The following is a 20,481-nucleotide window of genomic DNA, read 5'->3' on the forward strand; positions in this document are numbered from 1 at the left end:
AAGGATGAAAATTTGTTCCAATGCGCATACCCATACCACATTTTGCGACGGCAAAAGCACGCCGGAGGAGCAGGTGCTTTCCGCCATCAGCAAGGGCTTTGTCTCCCTGGGAATCACCGGACACGCCTTTACCGCTTTCGACCTGAGCTATTGCATGAAGCTGGAGGAGTATCCTGCCTATCTGGGGGAGCTGGAGCGGCTTAAAAAGCTTTATGGAGACCGGCTGGACCTGGTGATCGGCATGGAGCAGGATCTTTATCGGGTGATCTCTCCTGTGGATTTTCAGCTGCCGCCTTCCGCATCCAAAGAGGAGCTGCCCATCCGCTACCGAATCGCTTCAGTACACTACATACGGGATGAACAAAACGACCGGTATTATGAAGTGGACCTCTCGGCGGATGAGCTGGAAGCCTGCAAAAATGAGATGTTCGGTGGGGACGGCCTGAAAATGGCCGAAAGGTTTTATCAGGAAAGCGTCCGAAACGCCTTTGAGGGACAAGGGGATATTCTGGGACATTTTGATCTGATCCGCAAGCTCAATGACGGCGGCCGATTCTTTGATGAAGACTCTCCGGAGTATCAGCGCATTGCTCTGAGCGCCCTGGAAGAGGCGGTAAAGGCGGGAATCCCCTTTGAAGTCAATACGGCGGGCTACCGGAACGGCAAAAAGAATCAGCCTTACCTGACCATCTGGATGCTGCGGAAGCTGGCGGAACTGAAAGCTCCGGTGATTATCAACTCCGACTGCCATGTGGCGGATCAGTTGGATTTCCAGTTTGACAGAGCGGTGGAGCTTCTCCGGGAGCTGGGTTTCAAAAGCGTTTTGCGCCTTCAGGGGAAAGGGCCTTTGTTTGAGGAGTGTCCTTTGGATGAAAGGCTTGAGCCAGGTAAAAAATAATAGAGAAACTGTAACTTCGACCTCATAAACTATGACAGCATCCTTTCTGGACCAAGCGGACAGCTACCGTGCGGGAACAGAAAGGATGCTTGTTTTTATGATGATGAGCTGAGTTTTCTGGCGGAGGCGGGCGGAAGGCTGTATCTTTGGAATCAAATGAGAGCCGGGTAAGAAACAGGATTGAAAATTTTGGAAAATAGTGTTACAGTTTTATCGCTGGAACGATTTTATCATCGCCTAGTGCTATCCAACTATATTGATCGCGACGATATTATTCTCCGTGGGGAAAAATGGGGGTTTGCATTGTATCCTGATACTGATTGAAATCAATGGATGTTATATCAGAGCTTTTATATTTAGATTCTAGAGCATCTGGTATGGTTTTCGATTCTGGAAGAGAACCCTTTGCCTTCCATTCAAAAGCAGTGAACAGGTGGAGAAGGGTCCGGATGAATGTGGAGAGAAGGTTCATCGGTGCCTTTGGCTCAGGTTTGATACCTTTCCAGTAAAGAAAATATTGGAATGAAATTGCAGGATGAAAGCCAGTGATGTATAATATCAAACGAAAGAATATCGGATAGATTAAGTGAGATCCATGGGAAATTTGAATTTTGTAAAAATGAAAGGCAAGTGAGCAATGGATCTGTCAATTATCATTGTTAATTACAATACCAAGGAATTGTGTACCCAAACAGTAAAATATGTCCTGGCCAGTTCCGTGCATGAAACATTCTCCTATGAAGTGATAGTTGTGGATAATTCCAGTAAAAAGGAAGAGATATTCTCATTATCTCATCCTAATGTGCGAATTTTTTCAGGCGTGGAAAATCATGGATTTGGACATGCCTGCAACATTGGCGCCTCCAAAGCAGCGGGAAAAATACTTTTATTTTTGAATTCCGACACAATTGTGGAAGCGGATACCATTCAAAAAAGTTGGGACTATTTAGTTAACCATCCTGAAATAGGAGTATTAGGAATCAAAACTCTGTTGCAAGATGGCTCATTGGATCATGGCTGCAAAAGAGGGTTCCCAACTCCCTTTAATTCATTGTGCTACTTTACGAAGCTGGATCGATGCTTCCCTCATAACCGTCATTTTGGAGGATACAGATTATCCTATCTGGACCCTGATCAAACTACGGAAGTGGATGCGGTATCAGGCGCATATTTGATGATTCCCAAAGAGATTTTCCAAGGAATAAAGGGTTTTGATGAAAGCTTCTTTATGTATGGAGAAGATCTGGATTTATGTTATCGTGTCAAGCAGGCAGGATACCAGGTGGTTTATTACGCAGGAAGTACAATGGTTCATCTAAAGGGGCAGAGCGGTTTGCAATCACAAAATCCCATCATTATTCAGCATTTTTATCAGGCTATGGAGTTGTTTTACGATAAGCACTATAAGAAAAAATACGGTGTGGTAATGCGAATGATGGTCCATGGTGCAATACGGGCGAAATGCCGCTGGAGTTTGTTGAAAAGTAGCCAGTAAACTATTACCAATGGATCAAAGAAAACAGTGCCACAAACAAAGGGTAAAAAGATTAGCGGAATATGCAAAAGATTAAAAGGTTTTTCATTTACATCAAACAGAGATTATGGTAATATAAAGATGTATATATATTTTGCTCAATAGAATAGTGAGACTTGCACAAAATGGAGGGCTATTTGATGAAAGGTATCATTTTAGCTGGGGGCAGTGGTACACGTTTGTATCCTCTTACCATGGTAACTTCCAAGCAATTACTTCCTGTTTATGATAAACCAATGATTTATTATCCGTTATCGACATTAATGTTGGCTGGAATCCGTGATATCCTCATTATTTCCACTCCGCAGGACTTTCCTAATTTTGAGCGTCTGCTGGGAGACGGCAGTCAGTATGGGATTCACCTTTGCTATCAGGTTCAACCTTCTCCTGACGGACTGGCGCAAGCGTTTATTCTGGGAGAGAAATTTATAGGCGATGATCGCTGCGCCATGATCCTGGGGGACAATATTTTTTATGGGGCGGGTTTGAAGCAGCATCTACGAAAAGCTGTCCAACAAGAGGAAGGAGCCACTGTCTTTGGTTACTATGTAGAAGATCCTGAGCGCTTCGGAGTGGTGGAATTTGATGGCGCTGGCAAAGCGATCTCCATTGAAGAAAAACCGACCCATCCCAAATCAAATTACGCTGTAACAGGACTTTACTTCTATGACCATCAAGTCTGCGAGCGTGCTAAAAAGCTGAAGCCTTCCAAGCGTGGTGAATTGGAAATTACGGATTTGAATCGAATCTACCTGGAGGAAGGGAAGCTCAATGTTGTAACATTGGGACGAGGTTACGCTTGGCTGGATACAGGAACGATGGATTCTTTGGCAGATGCCACAGAGTTTGTACGGGTAGTGGAGACCAGAACAGGAAACGCAATTGCGGCCTTGGAGGAAATTGCTTATCATAATCAGTGGATATCCCGAGAAACTTTGATAAAATCTGCAGAGGCTTATGGTAAGTCGCCTTATGGCGCTCATCTGAGAGCTGTCGCGGAGAATAAAATCTTATATTGAGAGGCATTAGGGCAATGGAATTGATGAAAACAAAATTAGATGGAGTCATTATTGTAGTGCCGAAAGTTTTTGGTGATCACCGCGGTTTTTTCATGGAAAGCTGGTCTAAAAGGGTTTTTGAAGAGGCAGGACTCTATTATGATTTTGTACAGGATAATCATTCATCCTCTACAGTAAAGGGCACTTTGCGTGGAATCCATTTTCAGCGGGGAGAAAAGGCACAGGCTAAACTGGTTCGGTGCGTAAGGGGAGCTGTGTTGGATGTTGCTGTAGATTTACGTCCGTTGAGTCCTACATACAAGCAGTGGGTTGCGGTGGAGCTGTCTGAGGAGAATAAAAAACAGTTATTGATTCCCCGGGGATTTGGGCATGGCTTTGTCACGCTGACGGATGAGGTAGAATTCCTTTATAAAGCTGATAACTATTACGCACCGGAAGCGGATGGAGGAATTCGCTGGAATGATCCTGAGTTAGGGGTGGAATGGGGGATTACTGATCCAGTTCTTTCCCAAAAGGACGCAAATGCCCCGTTTTTCAAAGATGCTGTAACTGGTTTTTAAGGAGAATTGCAATGAAGGTATTAATTACTGGCGGAGCCGGATTTATAGGTAGTAATTTTATTTTCCATATGAGGCAGGCACATCCGGATTATAATCTAGTCTGCTTGGATAAATTGACTTACGCAGGGAATTTGGAAACATTAGCTCCTGTTATGAACGATCCCAATTTTAAGTTTGTGAGGGCGGATATAGCAGACAGAAAAGCGGTTTATGAGATTTTTGAAGCAGAAAAGCCAGATGTAGTGGTAAATTTTGCGGCGGAAAGTCATGTGGATCGTTCCATTGAAAATCCAGCTGTTTTTCTGGAGACCAACGTAATGGGGACTCAGGTTCTGCTGGATGCCAGTCGGAAATATGATGTGAAGCGCTATCATCAGGTTTCTACAGATGAGGTCTATGGGGACCTGCCGCTGGATCGTCCGGATTTATTTTTCACTGAAAAGACTCCTCTGCATACTTCCAGCCCTTATTCCGCATCCAAGGCGTCTGCTGATCTGCTGTGTAATGCTTACCATCGTACTTATGGAATGCCCATTACCATCAGCCGATGCTCCAATAATTATGGCCCTTATCAGTTCCCTGAAAAGCTGATTCCCCTTATGATTGCCAATGCGTTGGCGGATAAGCCACTGCCGGTGTATGGTAAAGGCGTCAATGTGAGAGATTGGCTGTATGTGGAAGACCATTGTATTGCCATTGATTTGATTTTGGAGCATGGAAAAGTAGGACAAGTTTATAATATTGGCGGTCATAATGAGATGCGCAATATTGATATCGTCAAGAAAATTCTTCAGATTTTAGGAAAGCCCGAAAGCCTGATTACCTATGTAACAGATCGGAAGGGGCATGATATGCGGTACGCCATTGATCCCACCTTTATCCATGAGCAATTGGGATGGCTGCCGGCTACAAAATTTGAAAACGGGATCGAAAAAACGGTTCAGTGGTACTTGGATCACCGTAGTTGGTGGGAAAATATTATCAATGGAGAGTATCAAACTTATTATGAGCGGATGTATGGAAATCGATAAGCCGCTAATCTCTATTTTAATGGCTGTTTACGAGCCCAAAATAGAGTGGTTAAGGGAACAGCTGTTATCGCTGAATGCCCAAACATATCCGCATTTACAGCTCTATGTGCGAGATGATTGCTCTTCTGCGGTATCGTTTGAGGAGATACAGTCCTGTGTACAGGACTGTATCTCTGCGTTTCCAGTAATAATCAGCAGGAATGAAAAAAACCTGGGTTCCAATAAAACTTTTGAACGGCTTACAACAGAGGCTGTTGGGGAGTACTTTGCTTATTGTGACCAGGATGATGTATGGTTACCTGAAAAGCTGGAGCGGTTACAAACCATTCTTTCCAGTGAAAAAGCGGTCTTGGCCTGCAGTGATGTTTTTGTTATTGGCAGAGAGGGGCAGGTGCAGGCGAAGAGTATCACGCAAGTACGTCCTCATCACCGCTTCCTCTCAGGAAATGATCTTACAGACTCATTGATTTATCGCAATTTTGTAATCGGATGTACAATGTTAATGGATGCCTCCGTGGCAAAGCAAGCTTGCCCTTTTCCGGAAACGATGGTGCATGATCATTTCTTAGCGTTCTATGCATCCACAAAGGGAAAGGTCATATCAGATCCGGAGCCACTGATTTGTTATCGCATTCATGGAGGAAATCAAACAGGGGTTTTGGCGAAGATATCAACAAAACAGGATTATTATGAGAAATATATTTTATTGTTTTGTGAGAGAATAAATGAGTTAAGCAGCCGCTTCCAAATCACAGAGCTGAACCGGGCGCAGAAATGGGCCCAAGCGAGAAAGAAGAACTACAAGCGGGAACGGGGAGGCATTTGGGGGTTAATAAAATATCGCCAGGTAAATCTGAAAACAAGCTGCTTTGAAATTGTTGCATTGCGGATACCTAATATTTTTTTTACATTTCTGGTCAAACTGATTCAAAAAGGGAAAATATGAGAGTAGAGGGAAAATAGATGAAGGTCTTGGTAACAGGTGTTGGCGGACAATTAGGATATGATGTATGCAAGGTGTTGTCATCCCGAAAGATTGATCACGTTGGTGTGGATCGCAAAGATTTTGACATTACGAATGAGCAGGCAACCCATGATTATATTGTAAATTATCATCCTGATGCTGTCATTCACTGCTCTGCTTGGACTGCGGTAGATCGGGCTGAAGATGAGTTGGAAATGGTAAAGGCTGTAAACACAGAAGGCCCAAGGAATATTGCAAAAGCATGTCGAGAAATTGGAGCGAAAATGCTTTATATTTCTACTGATTATGTGTTCCCGGGAGATGGAGATTGTTTTTATGAACCGGAAGATCCAACTGGCCCTTTAGGGGCATATGGTGCAACTAAATTAGGCGGTGAGTTGGCAGTTCGGGAGCTTCTGGATCGATATTATATTGTACGGATATCTTGGGTGTTTGGCATAAACGGCAACAATTTTGTGAAAACAATGTTGCGGTTGGCAGAAACGAAAACAGAGCTAAATGTAGTATGTGATCAAATTGGTTCTCCAACATATACTGCTGATTTGGCTCCGTTACTATGTGATATGATAGAGACCGAGAAATATGGCATATACCATGCTACCAATGAAGGGGTATGTTCCTGGGCTGAGTTTGCAGAAGAAATCTTTAAGATTGCTGGGAAAAGAGTTACAGTCCATCACATTCCTACCAGTGAGTATCCTACTCGTGCAGTGCGGCCGCTCAATTCCCGCATGAGCAAAGATAAACTGGAACAAATGGGATTTCATCGTCTTCCCACATGGCAGGATGCGTTGAAGAGGTATATGGCAGTGTTATCAGAAGTAAATCATCAACAGTGCGGCAAATTATAAGCATCCACTGGAAAAGCCATGTAGAGAGGTAGAAATTTATGGTGGATACAATTAAAGATTTTATAAGGTTTCTGATTGATATTTTCAGAGACAGAACAATTCTGTGGGGATTGGCTAAAAATGATGTAAGAGCAAAATTTGCCTCATCACTTTTAGGAATAGTTTGGGCGTTTGTTCAGCCTTTGGTGACAATTTTAGTATTTTGGTTCGTATTCCAGGCGGGCTTTAAAAATCCACCGGTAGATGATGCGCCGTTTATTGTTTGGTTTGTGCCAGCGTATTTGGTGTGGGCTTTTTTCTCAGAAGTTTTAAGTACGACAGCTGGATGTATGAGAGAGTATAGCTACTTGCTGAAAAAAGTTGATTTTCGTGTTAGTATTATTCCGCTGGTCAAAATTATTTCTTCAGCATATGTACATATAGCGTTTATTGTGCTAATTTTTTTAATTAATCTGTTCTATGGAATTTTTCCATCCGTCTACAATTTGCAAGTGATCTATTATTTTATTTGCACAATCTATCTGTTGACAGGATTGGGATGGTTTCTATCTGCAATCGCAGTATTTATCAAGGATACTGTGAATTTGGTAAATGTATTTATTCAAATTGGTTTTTGGATGACCCCGATATTTTGGGCCCCGGAAACGATGGATCCACTTGTATTATCTGTATTGAAGCTGAATCCAATGTTTTATATTTGTCAAGGATATCGAGAGACTTTTGTAACAAAGGTTTGGTTTTGGGAACACTATTGGCAAAGTCTTTATTTTTGGATTTGTGCAACCTTACTTTTCGCATTTGGTGCGGTGGTATTTAAGAAACTTCGTCCACATTTTGTGGATATGTTATAACTGGAGAGATTATAACCCATGGAAAAACAAGCCATTATTCGAGTTCAAAACGTGAGTAAAGTGTATCCGCTCTATGATAAACCTATTGACCGTCTGAAAGAATCCCTAAGCTTCACCAAGAAGATCTATCATCGAGATCACTATGCACTGAATAATATTTCTTTTGAAGTCTATAAGGGTGAAACTTTGGGTATCATTGGTACCAATGGTTCAGGAAAATCTACTTTGCTGAAACTTTTAACCAGAGTGATTGTTCCCTCCAATGGCATAATCGAAGTTAACGGGAAGATTTCTGCCCTGTTGGAGCTGGGCGCTGGTTTTAATCCAGAATATACAGGCATTGAAAATGTTTACTTAAATGGGACTATGATGGGTTATTCCAAGACAGAGATGGAAAAACGCTTGGAAAGCATCTTGAATTTTGCAGATATTGGTGACTTTATTAACCAGCCAGTGAAGACATATTCTAGCGGTATGTTTGCCAGGCTGGCTTTTGCGGTTGCAATTAACGTAGAGCCGGATATTCTTATTGTAGACGAAGCGCTTAGTGTTGGTGACGCGTTTTTTCAGAATAAATGTTTTAAAAAATTTGATGAACTAAAAGCCCGGGGAGTGACCATCCTTTTTGTGTCGCATGATACATCCAGCGTTCGCCAGATGTGTTCCCGTGTGTTGTGGATCGAGCAAGGCGAACAGCAGATGCTTGGAGAAAGCAAAATGGTTTGCAATGCATACGCCAACAGTATCAAAACTAAAAGTGGAGGCAGAAGATTTTTTTCTCCAGAAACGGAGAAAGAGAAACGAAACTATGATTTAGGTACATTTGAACTGGAAGATTATCCTCCAATTCATCATTCTGTGGAAAGCCAATTAAATGATCATGTTCGTATTCTAACGGCTTTTTTCCTGAATAAAGAGGGAGAAATAACTGATGAATTAGAGGTAGATGAAGAATATACATTTGTTACTGTTTTTGAAAGCGATATTGAAATTACCCAGTGTATCACGGGGTTTGTTATAGAAAGCACAAAAGGTCAGTGGATTATTAACTGTAATTCCGCTATTTGTGGAGAAAAGTCCACTTTTTCTGTACGTCCCCATACAGCAGTAAAATCAGAATATCGTTTCAAATTACCAAAGCTGTTAGAAGGGGATTATATTGTAGGAACTGCGGTTTCGCAGGGAACAATCGATCAATTTCAGGTTATTACCTGGATGTATCAGGTGCTGAATATTAAGATCGTCAATCCTGGTGCGAATTCTGCAGTGCTAGATGTGGATGCTGAAGTATCCGTATTTTCTACGAGTCAGTAACGATTTGTATTAAGGAGATGAGTCATTGGGTAAATATGATTTTGGATATATAATTGATGAGGGCTCTACAAATGCTTGGGCAAGAGACATGATTCCTCCAAAAAGCAAAGTGTTGGAGTTAGGCTCATCCATGGGGTATTTGACAAAGTCTTTGGCAGAAAAAGGCTGTTGTGTGGATATTGTAGAATTAGATGAAGAATCTGGATGTAAAGCTCAAATATATGCAGAAAACGCATTGATTGGGCCGTCTGTAGGCGATATTGAAAAACTTATATGGACAAAAAAGTTTAGACAACAGACATATGATGCGGTTGTAATCTTAGATGTTTTGGAACACTTACGTAATCCTGAGGAAGTTTTGCAAGAAGCATCAAAAATGCTCAATCCCATGGGCAAATTATATATTTCAGTCCCTAATATTGCTCATAATGCGATTATCTTAAATTTGATCAATAACAAATGGGAATATACTCCTTTGGGGTTATTGGATGACACGCATATTCATTTTTTCACCTATAATTCACTGGTTAAAATTTTTCGTCGACTTGGATTGAAAATAGAATATCAGGGAGCAATTCAAAAAGCCGTTGGTGATATTGAAATTAATAATAGCTATGAAGATGTTTCTATGGAGATTGCGGAAGGTCTAAAGTTAAGAGAATATCCAGACGCATATCAATTTTTATTTTCTCTTTCCCTGCAAGATGATGATAAATTTCCAGTAAAAATGAAATTGACCAATTTGCCCGCAACTTCTCAAGGAATAGAGTTTTATTACCAGTATCCAGGAGAAGAGATTTTGTCGGAAACGCTTCACAAAGAGTATTACCAAGGTACGAAATTTGCTGCTCCAATTAGTGTTCCATCACGAAAAAATGTATTTCCTGAAAAAATGATGATTTCTTTTCCAATGCATAATGTGATCATTAAAAGCTTTGTTGCCAAAAATGCGTATACCGGTGAAATTTTAGATGATTGGTACTCTAACGGTTTGAATGTGACAGATGTAGAAATGTTATTTAATAAAAATAATCACCAGATTATTCTAACTTTACCTGCTGGCCTTGATAAAATATACCTAGAATGGGAATTATTGTTTTGGAATTCGAAAACCATTGATTACCTAGAAGAATATATGCAAAAGGTATGCAATGAAAAGTTAGAGTTACAAAAAGCGGTACAAAGCGATATGGTAAAGCTGAATACTGTGCTGGAAGCAGAACGTAATAAGAGTAAGCAGTTAGGAATTTTCCTTGAAGAATCTCGAGAGAAAGAAAGCAAATTAGATCAAGTATTGCAAGCAGAAAGAGCAAAAAGTGAATTACTGCAATCTTTTTTAAATGAATCCCGAGAAAAAGAAAATAAATTAAATCAAGTACTACAAGAAGAAAGAGTAAAAAGCTCGTCATTAGAAACTTTTCTGCATGAGGAACAGAAAAAAAACGTAGAGTCCGGTGCTATATTAGAAGAACTCAAAGCAACAATACTCCAGTTACGTGCTGAACAGGAAAATGAACGTACACTTTGGGGTGAAAAAGAGGATAAGATGAAAAGGCTATTGGAAAGAATTCGCCAACCGAAAGTTTGGCATATTTATAAAAAAATATTTGGTATCCACGATGACGAAGTGTAAAGGGAGAGAATTGTATGCATTTTTATACTAGTATTAACAATAATTATTTGGCGAAGGCCCGCGTTTTGGCCAAATCTGTAAAACAGTATTGCAAGGATGCCAAATTTAGCTTAGTTTTATCAGATCGTGTGTTAGAAGACATTGATTGGTCAAAAGAACCATTTGATGAGATTATCACAGTAGATCAGTTAGGAATTCCAGTAAAGCATCTTTCACAATGGATTTATATTCATACTGTGGTAGAATTGTGTACAGCGGTTAAAGGACAGGCCTTGGTTAATTTCTTGGAAAAAGGATCAGATAAAGTAGTTTATTTGGACCCTGATATTGCAGTTTTTGATGATTTGCATGAAATGGAGCAACTTTTGGATCAATACGACGTGTTGTTGACTCCACATCAAACCATTCCTGAATCTACAGAACGGGACATTATTAATAATGAAATTTGTTCACTGAAACATGGTATTTATAATTTTGGTTTTTATGCAGTCCGAAATTCTCCTAATGGTCTTAAGTTTGCGCGGTGGTGGCGCGATCGTTTAGTAAAATTTTGTTATGATGATATTCCGAATGGGCTTTTTACAGATCAAAGATGGGGAGATTTAGCTCCAGCGATGTTTGAGGGAATTCATATTTTGCGAGACCCAGGCTATAATGTTTCTACTTGGAACATAACAACCAGAACAGTAACGAAGGAAAAAGACGGGCGCTATTTTGTAAATGGTATGCCGCTGAAATTTTATCATTTTTCTGGTTTTGATTCTGGAAACCAGGAGATTATGTTGAATCTGCAGGGAAAAGGTAATCCTAATTTATATGAGTTGAGAGAATGGTATATTAAACGTCAGGATGAGGAAGGACAACAAACTTATTATACAATTCCATCGATTTATAATTTCTATGATAATGGAGAGAAGATTGCAAAAGAAGAACGACTGTTGATGAGAAAGCGTCAGGATTTGATGGATTATTTTGAAAACACAGACCCTGCTGTAGTGGAGCAGGAGCGCAGTTATTACAAATGGTATCGTCATGAAATGGCCGAAGAGATCGTTGCCCGTAATGAATATGAAAAAAAGATTCAGGATTTGCAGAATGAACTATCTGCTATATACAGATCTAGATCCTGGAAAGTTGCATTGAAATTACAGAGAATTGCAGCCAAACTCAGAGGGGAAAAATAAAGCACCTTAGGATAGGAATTAAAGAGGAAGAGAGAGGATATTAGGTGAATAGCTGCCAGCAACAGCTTACAATAATTATTCCCGTATATAATGCGTATGAAAGCCTTGTATTATGTGTTGATAGTGTGCTTGCACATACGGATATTTCCGAAACGAAGTTAATAATCATCGATGATAAAAGTACTGATTCAAGGATAGCTGCTTTTTTGAAACAAGTGAAGAAAGCTCACTGTGAAATCATTTTGTTGAGCAATGAAGAGAATTTAGGATTTGCAGCTACTGTGAACCGAGCAGTCGAGCGAGCAACGGGGGATATTATTTTGCTCAACTCGGACACAATCGTTACTGATGGCTGGGTTGAAGGGCTTTGTCAGGCAGCATATTCAGACCCGTCTGTAGGAACGGTAACTCCAATGAGCAACAATGCTTCCCATTGTACAATTCCGCTTTCTCAGGCAGAAGATCACATTTCTATAGAGCGTTTGGGTCAGAAACTTCACCAAATCAGCTTTAGGGAAAGACCGGAAATTGGGGTAGGAGTTGGCTTTTGTCTGTATATACGTCGGCAGGTGTGGGAAGAAACCGGAGTGTTCGATGCCCAGGCTTATCGAAAAGGTTATGGGGAAGAAGTGGATTTTTGCCTAAGAAGTCAACAGCTGGGGTATCGCCATATTTTGTGCGATGATGTTTTTATCTATCATAAAGGTACTGCATCCTTTACTGAAAAAGAAAAAAATTCAAATTTATCCTCTAGCAGTCAAATTCTATATAAAAAATATGGGACGCAAATGGAGAAAACGCTTGAATTGGCGGAAAATGTACAGAATTTTGATTGGGTACATAATGCACAGCTCTATCTGTCAATGGAGAATGGAAAAAAAAATATATTGTATTTGATACAGGCGGATTTTCGGCCTGATGCACAAAACAATATAGGTGGCACACAATTCCATGTCAAAGATTTGGTGATGGGTCTAAAACAGGAATACAATGTTTTTGTTGCTGCCAGAGATGGGGATTATCTGAGATTAACAGCTTATATTGGTCAAAAGCAGTTTTCTTTTAAGTTCTATATAGGCAGGGTTTCGGCTTATCCTATTTATTATCATAAGTCGTTTGAAACTTTATATAAAGACATACTTAGTGCTTTTGAGATTGACTTGGTCCATATTCATCATACTTATTCTTTGACTTTGGATTTATATCGTGTTACAAAAGCCCGAAAAATTCCACTCATTGCTACTTTGCATGACTTTTATACAATATGCCCCTCCATTAAACTTTTGGAGAATGATGAAAGACTATGTATTGGAAAAACTAATCCAGAACATTGCCAGCAGTGCCTTCAAAAGTTGTTTCATATTAATTCTGATATTAATTTTTTAGAAAAATGGCGAAAAGAGCATTTGGAAGTTCTGGAATCTTGCGATTTATTGATAACGCCTTCTGAAAATGCAAAAAACATTTTTGCTTATTATTATCCTAGTTTGAAAGAAAAAATTCGAGTAATTGAGCATGGGTATGATTGTCCTGAGCGAATCTCAGCCTTTTATTCGCGATTTTCACAGAATGAACAGCTTCGTTTTCATATAGAATCTCCACAAGAGCAAATACAAAAAGGAAAAATTTGGGGTTGGTGTTACCTGGAAAATGTAGAAAGCAGCAACTCACGGTTATTCCTCGTTCTTTCTTGTGATGAAGAGCGGCTTGTAGTGCCTGTTTCAATTAGCGTACGGGAAGACCTGGCAGTTGTTGATCGTCGTTATCGCTATAGTGGGTTTTCAATCCATCTTCCCCCAAATAGTCTCCATTTAGGAACATGGACTTTACGCATGGCAGTGCAAAATAAAGAGACTTTTATAATTTCTAGTAGTTGTTTCCAGTTTCAGATAACGCACTCAGCCAAAACAAAATTATTTAATGTAGCATTTATTGGTGGTTTGAATGTCGCGAAAGGTAGTCAGATTGCCTATTCTATGATTAAACAAGGGAACAAACATATAAACTGGTTTATTTTCGGAGGAATAGGAGATCGGGATCTGGCTTATTTGCAACAGGAAAATCTTTTTAAAACCAACTGGTATCGCCGGGAAGATTTACATGATTTGTTTGAGTTATACCAAATTGATTTGGTTTGCATTTTACCCATATGGCCGGAGACTTTTTGCTATACACTTTCTGAGGCAGTAGTCTGTGGCAGGCCAGTATTGGTGACGGATCTGGGAGCGTTGGCTGACCGTGTCAAAGAAATGAAATGCGGTTGGATTGTTCCACATGATGCCACTACGCAGGAGATTTTACATCAGGTAGATAAAATTCGCCTGAATCCTGAAATGCTGGAGCAGATGACAGATCACGTTAAGAATTTGCGGCATAAAACAATTTCTCAAATGACAGGGGATTATCAATTACTATATCAGCGTTTTGATAATGTGGAAACGCAGAATAAAGGGCATTTATTTGATGCGAGGCGGATCTATCAAGGATATTTGTTGGGTGAAAGAATAGAAGGAAAAGCGAAAATTGACAGTCAATTCAATGCGGAGCTGGAGAATCATGTGGAAGAATTGGAAAGAGAGCTTCAAAGCATTCGGAATTCTACCGGTTATAAGGCGGTGCTGGCTTTTCGTCGCATGAAAATTCCTTTCAAGCGTCAATTAAAAGTATTGATGTTCCGTTGTTACCAATTGCTGAGGAAATGGAATCGCGTGTAAAACAGGAGAGTTGTATGGAAGAGCGAGAAAGAGAATGTGGAGGTATTATTTTCGTTCAGGGAAAAGCAAATCAATTACCTGACAATGACTTTAACGGTAAGCTCAACATTCGAATCAAAGGTAACGAAAATATTATTTTAATTGATCCAAGTGTAGTTATTGACGAAGAGCTGAATATTTTTATAGAAGGGAGTAGGAATTGTGTTTTAATTGGTGAAAACACTACAATTGTTCAAATGACGATTTCTATGGCTGAGGATGGCCATAAAATTAGCATTGGAAAAGATTGTATGATCAGTAGTTGTGTGGAGTTGCTAACATCAGATTTTCATTCGATTATCGATAAAGAGACGGGAGTTCGCGTCAATCCTGGAGCGGATATTATTGTGGAAGATCATGTATGGATTTGCAGACATACACAGCTCTTAAAAGGTTCAGTGGTTCATGAAGGAGCGGTTGTTGCAGCAGGGGCGTTGGTCAGCGGTGTGATACCTTCCGGTGTGGTTTCCAATGGGCGAAAAGTGCTGAGAAGCGAAATATCTTGGGACAGAGAATTACGGAAAATACCCTGGGCTGCTCCTATGCAAATTGACGGCGATACCTACATAGATACCCCATCGGATTTGCAGTACAATATTGAGTTGGTAAAGCCGTTGAAGGTTTCCGGTAAAGATTGCACCTATTGCAAAGGATGGGCGCTTTGCGCTCCGGGAGAGAAAGTATTATTGAAGTGTACCCCCCCCCCCCCGAGGGAGTGTTCGTGGCGAAACAATATTATCGCCAGGATATAGTTGATTATTTTGGATTGGAAACAGAACCTGATACAGGATGGGAAATACTATTGCCCATTGCGATCCGTGATTTGCGCCAAGTGTCAATTTTGGTTGGTGCAGAAGAAAAATATAGTCAACGGGAGATCACGCACTTTTTTATTCAGGATGAAATTTTACCGGTTTAACAGTTGATGCGAAAGAAGGGTCAGAAGATTGATTAGGAAGAAAATATCGTGGTCGGAACTGGGAATGGCGGTTTTGACTGTGATGGTAACGGCAGCATATCCGTGGATTTTTTTATATGCTTCCAATATTAAAGAGGTTTCCTTGACAGATATTTTGTTTCCCATGGCAGAATTGATGTTGTGGGGAGTGGTGCTTTTGGCACTTTTTTGGATTTGCAAAGTCCCATTGAGGAAAGCGGGCGTTCTATCCGCAATATTTCTTTTCTTATTTTATAACTATGCCTCACTGGAAAACGTAATCAGAAAGATATTGCCCTTCGCACGCTATTGGCATATTCTTCCCACAGTCTTATTGCTGTTTGTTGTGTTTGCTTGGTGGTTTACAGCAAAAGCGCCAAAACCCGTTGTGGAAATATCGCAAATGCTCGTTCCAATTTTATTCAGCGGCTTGGTTGTAATAAATATTATTACAGCGATCCCGGGCGGCATACAAAAAATGAATGTGCGCGCAGACTCTCCTGATGAACTGCAAACAGATGAAGCAGTGCTGAAGGAAGAAAGTTCCACAGGAAACCAGCCGAACATTTACCTTCTCATTTTTGATGAGTATGCCAGCTTTCATCAATTGGAAGAATATTATGGCTATGACAATAAAGATTTCAGAGATTTTCTAACAGAACATAATTTTGTGGTTTCTGATGAATCGAGAAATGAATATCCGGTGACTAATATCGTTTTAACGAATATGTTGAACCTGGAATATGTTGTTGACTCAGGTACACCGGTTGCCGAGCAGGAAATGCTTAGAGAAACTCCTTATTTATATACATTTTTAAAGGAGAAAGGATATTCAATCAATGGTGTGGGAGATACAACATGGTTGGGCATTCCGAAAGAAGATTCGGCAGAAAAGGAAACAACATCTATAGAGGGATATACTTTGGAAACACTTTTTCTCCAAAAGAGCATGATGTATCCTTTGGCCAATGGCAATTCGGCGTCAGAAAGAGTGCAGATGGAAAAGTATTTGGTGGAAATGGATCATATGGTTCAAGTACCAAATACATCTCAATTTACGCTCTCGTATGTAAAATCTCCTCATCAACCGTTTTTGTTTGACGAGCATGGAGGAAATGTATCAGCCAGCGAATGGCACAATTGGGATCGTTTGGAAAATTATCTGGGACAATTAAAATATATTACAACCCTAATAGAAGATGCGGTAGATAATATTATGAAAGACGATCCGAATTCTGTCGTCATTATTTGTTCCGATCATGGCGCGAGAGGCGGCGGAAATGTAGATTTTCCCATAGAAGAAAAAGCAAGAATTCTGATGGCTTGTTATACACAGGGAACTCCCAACGAAAACTTGATGGATTTGTCTGGCGTTAATACGTTAAGAGCGATTTTGACACAGTTGGGACTTGGAAATTTTGATTTGTTGGAGGTCCCTTATGAGTATTAAAAAGAAAGTTTTTTTGGCAAGTGGGATTATTGCTTTTGTGGCGTATTTGCTGTGTTCCAACAGCATAATTTCCAATTTCTTTTTTAACACACCTTTGCACCCTGTTGAGTTCAATACCCTGAGCTCTACAAAAACGGGGAAATATGATTTTTCCCAAGAGTACCTTGGCGGAATTGCTGACGAATATGTCACAAGCGGATGGGCCTTTTGTGAAAGTGAAGATCCCCAAGATGCAAAACCTGTATCGATTATATTTAAAAATCCCAATGGCAGTTATGCGGTAACAGCGAATACTGTGTGGACCCTTGAAGATAGTGTGATATTTGGGGAAAAGAGTGATCGCACATTTCGCTATGCTCATGATGCTTCTCTTGTTCAGTTGCCAACTGGAGTTTATGATTTATATCTTTACTGCCAGGAAAATGAAAATGATACGATGCTCATCAACCTTAATTTGAGAATGGAGAAAGATGGAACTTCATTTTTACAGAGTAATGCCTCTGAGCAGATGAAACAACAATTTGAAAAAATTCAAAGTGATGATGTTTCCCTTAATATGAGTTCCACGATGGAAGTAGCAGAGGATTTCGTTACAGGACGTGGCTGGATCTTTTTGGAAGGGCAGGATACGTTGCATCAAAATGTTTATGTAACGGTTTATTGCGACGGAAAAGAAGATACCTATTGGGCACAATCTGTAAGCAGACAGGATGTTGCTGATTATTTTGATAATCCACAATATCTTTATGCTGGTTTCAGATATGGGCTTCCAGCTGAAAAATATGCGGGAAAAACCATCACAGTGGAAGCAATCGTTGAAATAGACGGTGCATATTACACCAGCGGACGCACAGTGGAAGTGCAGGTGCCTGAAGCGTAAATTTTGATTAAACGGTAAAGGAAGATGAAGAGATCACAATGGGTTATATAACGGAATTGCTGGGTATCCCATTAGGAGCGCTATTATCTGTATGCTTTCTGGCTGTACGGAATTATGGAATTGCGATTGCAGTATTTACTGCGCTGACAAAAGTCATCCTTTTCCCCGTCTCCATGTGGGTCCAGCGCAATAGTATCAAAATGGTTCAGCTCACCCCCGAACTGAACCAACTGAAGCTGAAATACTATGGTGACAAAGATACCATTGCCGAAGAGACACAGGTTCTTTATAAGCGGGAAAACTACCATCCCCTGGCCAGCACCATTCCGATGTTCATCCAGCTGATCCTCCTCATCGGTGTGATCGGCGCCGTACGGGGGATGCTGGAGGGAGAAGACAACACCATACTGGTTCAAATTCCCTCAGAGGTTGGAGGAGCCGCTTTACTGATGCCGTTGGCAGCCGGTGGAGCAGCATTGCTGTTGGGCCTGGCACAAAACCATCTGAATCCTCTTCAAAGAGAACAGGGAAAAGCAGAGCAGTGGATGACCAATGGTTTTTCTATTGCTATCTCACTGGTGCTGGGTGCCTTTGTCCCCTTGGGTGTGGGCATTTACTGGATTTGCAGCAATCTCTTCACCATTCTCCAACAGATTATACTGAATACCGTGATTCCCCCAAAAAAGTACATCGACTATGAGGCGCTGGAGAAAAGCCGTCAGGAGCTGGCGAAGATTTCGTCTTTGGGTGGTAAACGCTCCAAGGAGGAAAAGCAAAGGGAAAAAGCGGATTACAAGCGCTTTTTCTCCATTGCAAATAAGCATTTGGTGTTTTATTCGGAGCGGAGTGGGTTCTATAAATACTTTGAGAACGTGATCGACTATCTGCTGAACCATTCCAATGTCACCATCCACTATATCACCAGCGATCCCAAGGATGCAATTTTCCAGAAGGCGGCGGAGCAGCCGCGTATCAAACCGTATTACATTGGTGAAAGACGTCTCATTACCTTGATGATGAAGATGGATGCGGACATGGTGGTTATGACCATGACGGATCTGGAAAACTTCCATATCAAACGCAGCTATATTCGGAAGGACGCCGAATACGTCTATATGTTCCACGCCCCTCTCAGTTTTATTATGACATTGCGGGATGGTGCGTTGGATCACTATGATACCATTTTCTGCACAGGAAAGGGACAGGTAGAGGAAATTCGGAAAAGTGAGGAAATTTACCATCTTCCACAGAAAAAAATTATTGAATGTGGTTATGGCGTAATCGAGAATATGCGGAAGCATTATCTGGAAAATGAGGCGCGTTACAAAAATCAGGAAGTCAAAAAGATTCTGATTGCGCCGTCCTGGCAGGAAGATAATATTCTGGACAGTTGTCTGGATCAGATTTTGCAATCATCCCTTCGTGATGGTTGGCAGATCATAGTCCGTCCTCACCCGGAATATGTCAAGCGTTATGGCGCCAGATGGAATGTACTACTGGAAAAGTATAAAGATATTCCTGAAAGCTGCCTGATTCTTCAAACAGATTTCTCTTCCAATGAAACTGTGTACAGTGCTGATGTTTTGGTAAGCGACTGGTCTGGTATTGCCTTTGAATATGCTTTTGCCACCAGGAAGCCGGTTTTGTCCATTAATACACCGATGAAGGTATCCAATCCAAACTATGCAAAAGTCATTCCTCAGCCCCTCAACCTTACACTGCGGAGCGAAATCGGCGTTCAGCTGGAGCCTGATGCGGCTGACCAAGCGGGAAGGGTCTTGGCTGAAATGTTGGATCATGCAGAAGATTATGAGCGGAAAATTGCACAGCTTACCGATGAATACCTTTACAATATGGGAAAAAGCGGGGAGATTGGAGGCGCTTATATTCTCCAAAGCCTGCAGAAAAAGATCCAGAGCAGGAAAAACAGCGGCCAGTAAGCATGCTTGTGTTCAAAGATAGAAGAAAAGCGAGGAAATAGAATTATGAAAGCGCTGATTTTGAATTCTGGAAAAGGAACCAGAATGGGGCATTTCACCAGTGAGCATCCCAAATGTATGACAGAGATTTTGGGAAACGAGACGATCCTCAGCAGACAGTTGAAATTGCTGGCTAAAGCGGGGATTAAGGACGTTGTGATGACAACGGGACCTTTTTCAGATATTCTGATGGACTACTGTTATTCCTTGAACCTTCCATTGGAATATACTTTCGTTCACAATGACCGTTATTCGGAAACAAACTATATTTACTCCATTTATCTGGCCCAGGACAAGCTTCGTGGAGATGATATTGTACTGATGCATGGAGATCTGGTCTTTGAAGAACTGATTCTGGATCAGGTCCTGGAATCTCCCATCAGTGTGATGACTGTCAGTTCCACTGTGGAGCTTCCGGAGAAAGACTTCAAAGCGGTGGTTTTGGGGGACCGGATCCGTAAGGTGGGGATAGAGTTTTTTGATCATGCAATGGCAGCTCAGCCTTTGTATAAGCTGAAAGAAAAAGATTGGGAATTGTGGCTCAGTGAAATGTGTGCTTTCTGTGAAAGAGGTGAAGTCGCCTGCTACGGAGAGAATGCGTTCAATCAAATTTCTGATGTCT

17 protein-coding genes and 1 pseudogene are annotated in these 20,481 nt (G+C 40.9%); all 18 read left to right on the forward strand.

Annotated features, from left to right (window positions below):
• Positions 1-4: 4 nt before the first annotated feature.
• Positions 5-898 carry a histidinol-phosphatase gene (locus BQ5383_RS14825; protein ID WP_071433224.1) on the forward strand — a complete coding sequence of 298 codons (894 nt, stop codon included), beginning with the start codon at positions 5-7 and terminating at the stop codon, positions 896-898.
• Positions 899-1,535: 637 nt separating this feature from the next.
• A complete protein-coding gene (locus BQ5383_RS14830; RefSeq protein ID WP_071433225.1) occupies positions 1,536-2,393 on the forward strand; it encodes a glycosyltransferase family 2 protein in 858 nt (285 codons plus the stop codon).
• A 179-nt stretch (positions 2,394-2,572) separates the two neighbouring features.
• Positions 2,573-3,451 carry a glucose-1-phosphate thymidylyltransferase RfbA gene (gene rfbA / locus BQ5383_RS14835; RefSeq protein WP_071433227.1) on the forward strand — a complete coding sequence of 293 codons (879 nt, stop codon included), beginning with the start codon at positions 2,573-2,575 and terminating at the stop codon, positions 3,449-3,451.
• A 14-nt stretch (positions 3,452-3,465) separates the two neighbouring features.
• Positions 3,466-4,011, forward strand: coding sequence for a dTDP-4-dehydrorhamnose 3,5-epimerase (rfbC, locus tag BQ5383_RS14840; RefSeq protein WP_071433230.1), 546 nt, complete (start codon positions 3,466-3,468; stop codon positions 4,009-4,011).
• 11 nt (positions 4,012-4,022) lie between these two features.
• Entirely contained in the window at positions 4,023-5,042 is a 1,020-nt protein-coding gene (gene rfbB, locus BQ5383_RS14845) for a dTDP-glucose 4,6-dehydratase (protein WP_071433232.1), read from the forward strand.
• Positions 5,029-5,988 (forward strand): glycosyltransferase, encoded by a 960-nt coding sequence (locus tag BQ5383_RS14850; protein ID WP_071433234.1) that lies wholly within the window; start codon positions 5,029-5,031, stop codon positions 5,986-5,988. Before rfbB ends, BQ5383_RS14850 begins: the two co-directional genes overlap by 14 nt.
• A 17-nt stretch (positions 5,989-6,005) precedes the next feature.
• Entirely contained in the window at positions 6,006-6,878 is an 873-nt protein-coding gene (gene rfbD / locus BQ5383_RS14855) for a dTDP-4-dehydrorhamnose reductase (protein ID WP_071433236.1), read from the forward strand.
• A gap of 38 nt (positions 6,879-6,916) precedes the next feature.
• Positions 6,917-7,729, forward strand: coding sequence for an ABC transporter permease (locus tag BQ5383_RS14860; protein WP_071433238.1), 813 nt, complete (start codon positions 6,917-6,919; stop codon positions 7,727-7,729).
• 18 nt (positions 7,730-7,747) lie between these two features.
• The gene (locus tag BQ5383_RS14865; protein ID WP_071433240.1) at positions 7,748-9,043 is read left to right on the forward strand and encodes an ABC transporter ATP-binding protein; all 1,296 of its coding nucleotides are present in this window, start codon (positions 7,748-7,750) and stop codon (positions 9,041-9,043) included.
• Between the two features lie 25 nt (positions 9,044-9,068).
• A complete protein-coding gene (locus BQ5383_RS14870) occupies positions 9,069-10,676 on the forward strand; it encodes a class I SAM-dependent methyltransferase (protein ID WP_071433242.1) in 1,608 nt (535 codons plus the stop codon).
• 14 nt (positions 10,677-10,690) lie between these two features.
• Complete coding sequence (locus BQ5383_RS14875; RefSeq protein WP_071433244.1) at positions 10,691-11,860, forward strand: glycosyltransferase family protein; 1,170 nt, start codon at positions 10,691-10,693, stop codon at positions 11,858-11,860.
• A gap of 44 nt (positions 11,861-11,904) precedes the next feature.
• Positions 11,905-14,574, forward strand: coding sequence for a glycosyltransferase (locus BQ5383_RS14880; RefSeq protein WP_071433246.1), 2,670 nt, complete (start codon positions 11,905-11,907; stop codon positions 14,572-14,574).
• A 14-nt stretch (positions 14,575-14,588) separates the two neighbouring features.
• Entirely contained in the window at positions 14,589-15,365 is a 777-nt protein-coding gene (locus tag BQ5383_RS14885) for an acyltransferase (RefSeq protein WP_071433248.1), read from the forward strand.
• The gene (locus tag BQ5383_RS20845; RefSeq protein ID WP_139193444.1) at positions 15,335-15,532 is read left to right on the forward strand and encodes a hypothetical protein; all 198 of its coding nucleotides are present in this window, start codon (positions 15,335-15,337) and stop codon (positions 15,530-15,532) included. The genes BQ5383_RS14885 and BQ5383_RS20845 overlap by 31 nt, the downstream gene beginning before the upstream one ends.
• A 28-nt stretch (positions 15,533-15,560) precedes the next feature.
• Entirely contained in the window at positions 15,561-17,000 is a 1,440-nt protein-coding gene (locus BQ5383_RS14890; protein ID WP_071433250.1) for a sulfatase-like hydrolase/transferase, read from the forward strand.
• Positions 16,990-17,880: a hypothetical protein gene (locus tag BQ5383_RS14895; protein ID WP_071433252.1), complete on the forward strand. Its 891-nt coding sequence runs from the start codon at positions 16,990-16,992 to the stop codon at positions 17,878-17,880. Before BQ5383_RS14890 ends, BQ5383_RS14895 begins: the two co-directional genes overlap by 11 nt.
• 38 nt (positions 17,881-17,918) lie before the next feature.
• On the forward strand, positions 17,919-19,820 hold the full coding sequence (gene yidC, locus BQ5383_RS14900; protein ID WP_071433254.1) for a YidC/Oxa1 family membrane protein insertase: 1,902 nt from the start codon (positions 17,919-17,921) through the stop codon (positions 19,818-19,820).
• Between the two features lie 45 nt (positions 19,821-19,865).
• Positions 19,866-20,216 (forward strand): annotated as a pseudogene (locus BQ5383_RS22010) (NTP transferase domain-containing protein); the annotation flags it as partial.
• Positions 20,217-20,481: the final 265 nt, after the last annotated feature.

The organism is Angelakisella massiliensis (genome assembly GCF_900104675.1).
In the GTDB taxonomy this organism is placed as follows: domain Bacteria; phylum Bacillota; class Clostridia; order Oscillospirales; family Ruminococcaceae; genus Angelakisella; species Angelakisella massiliensis.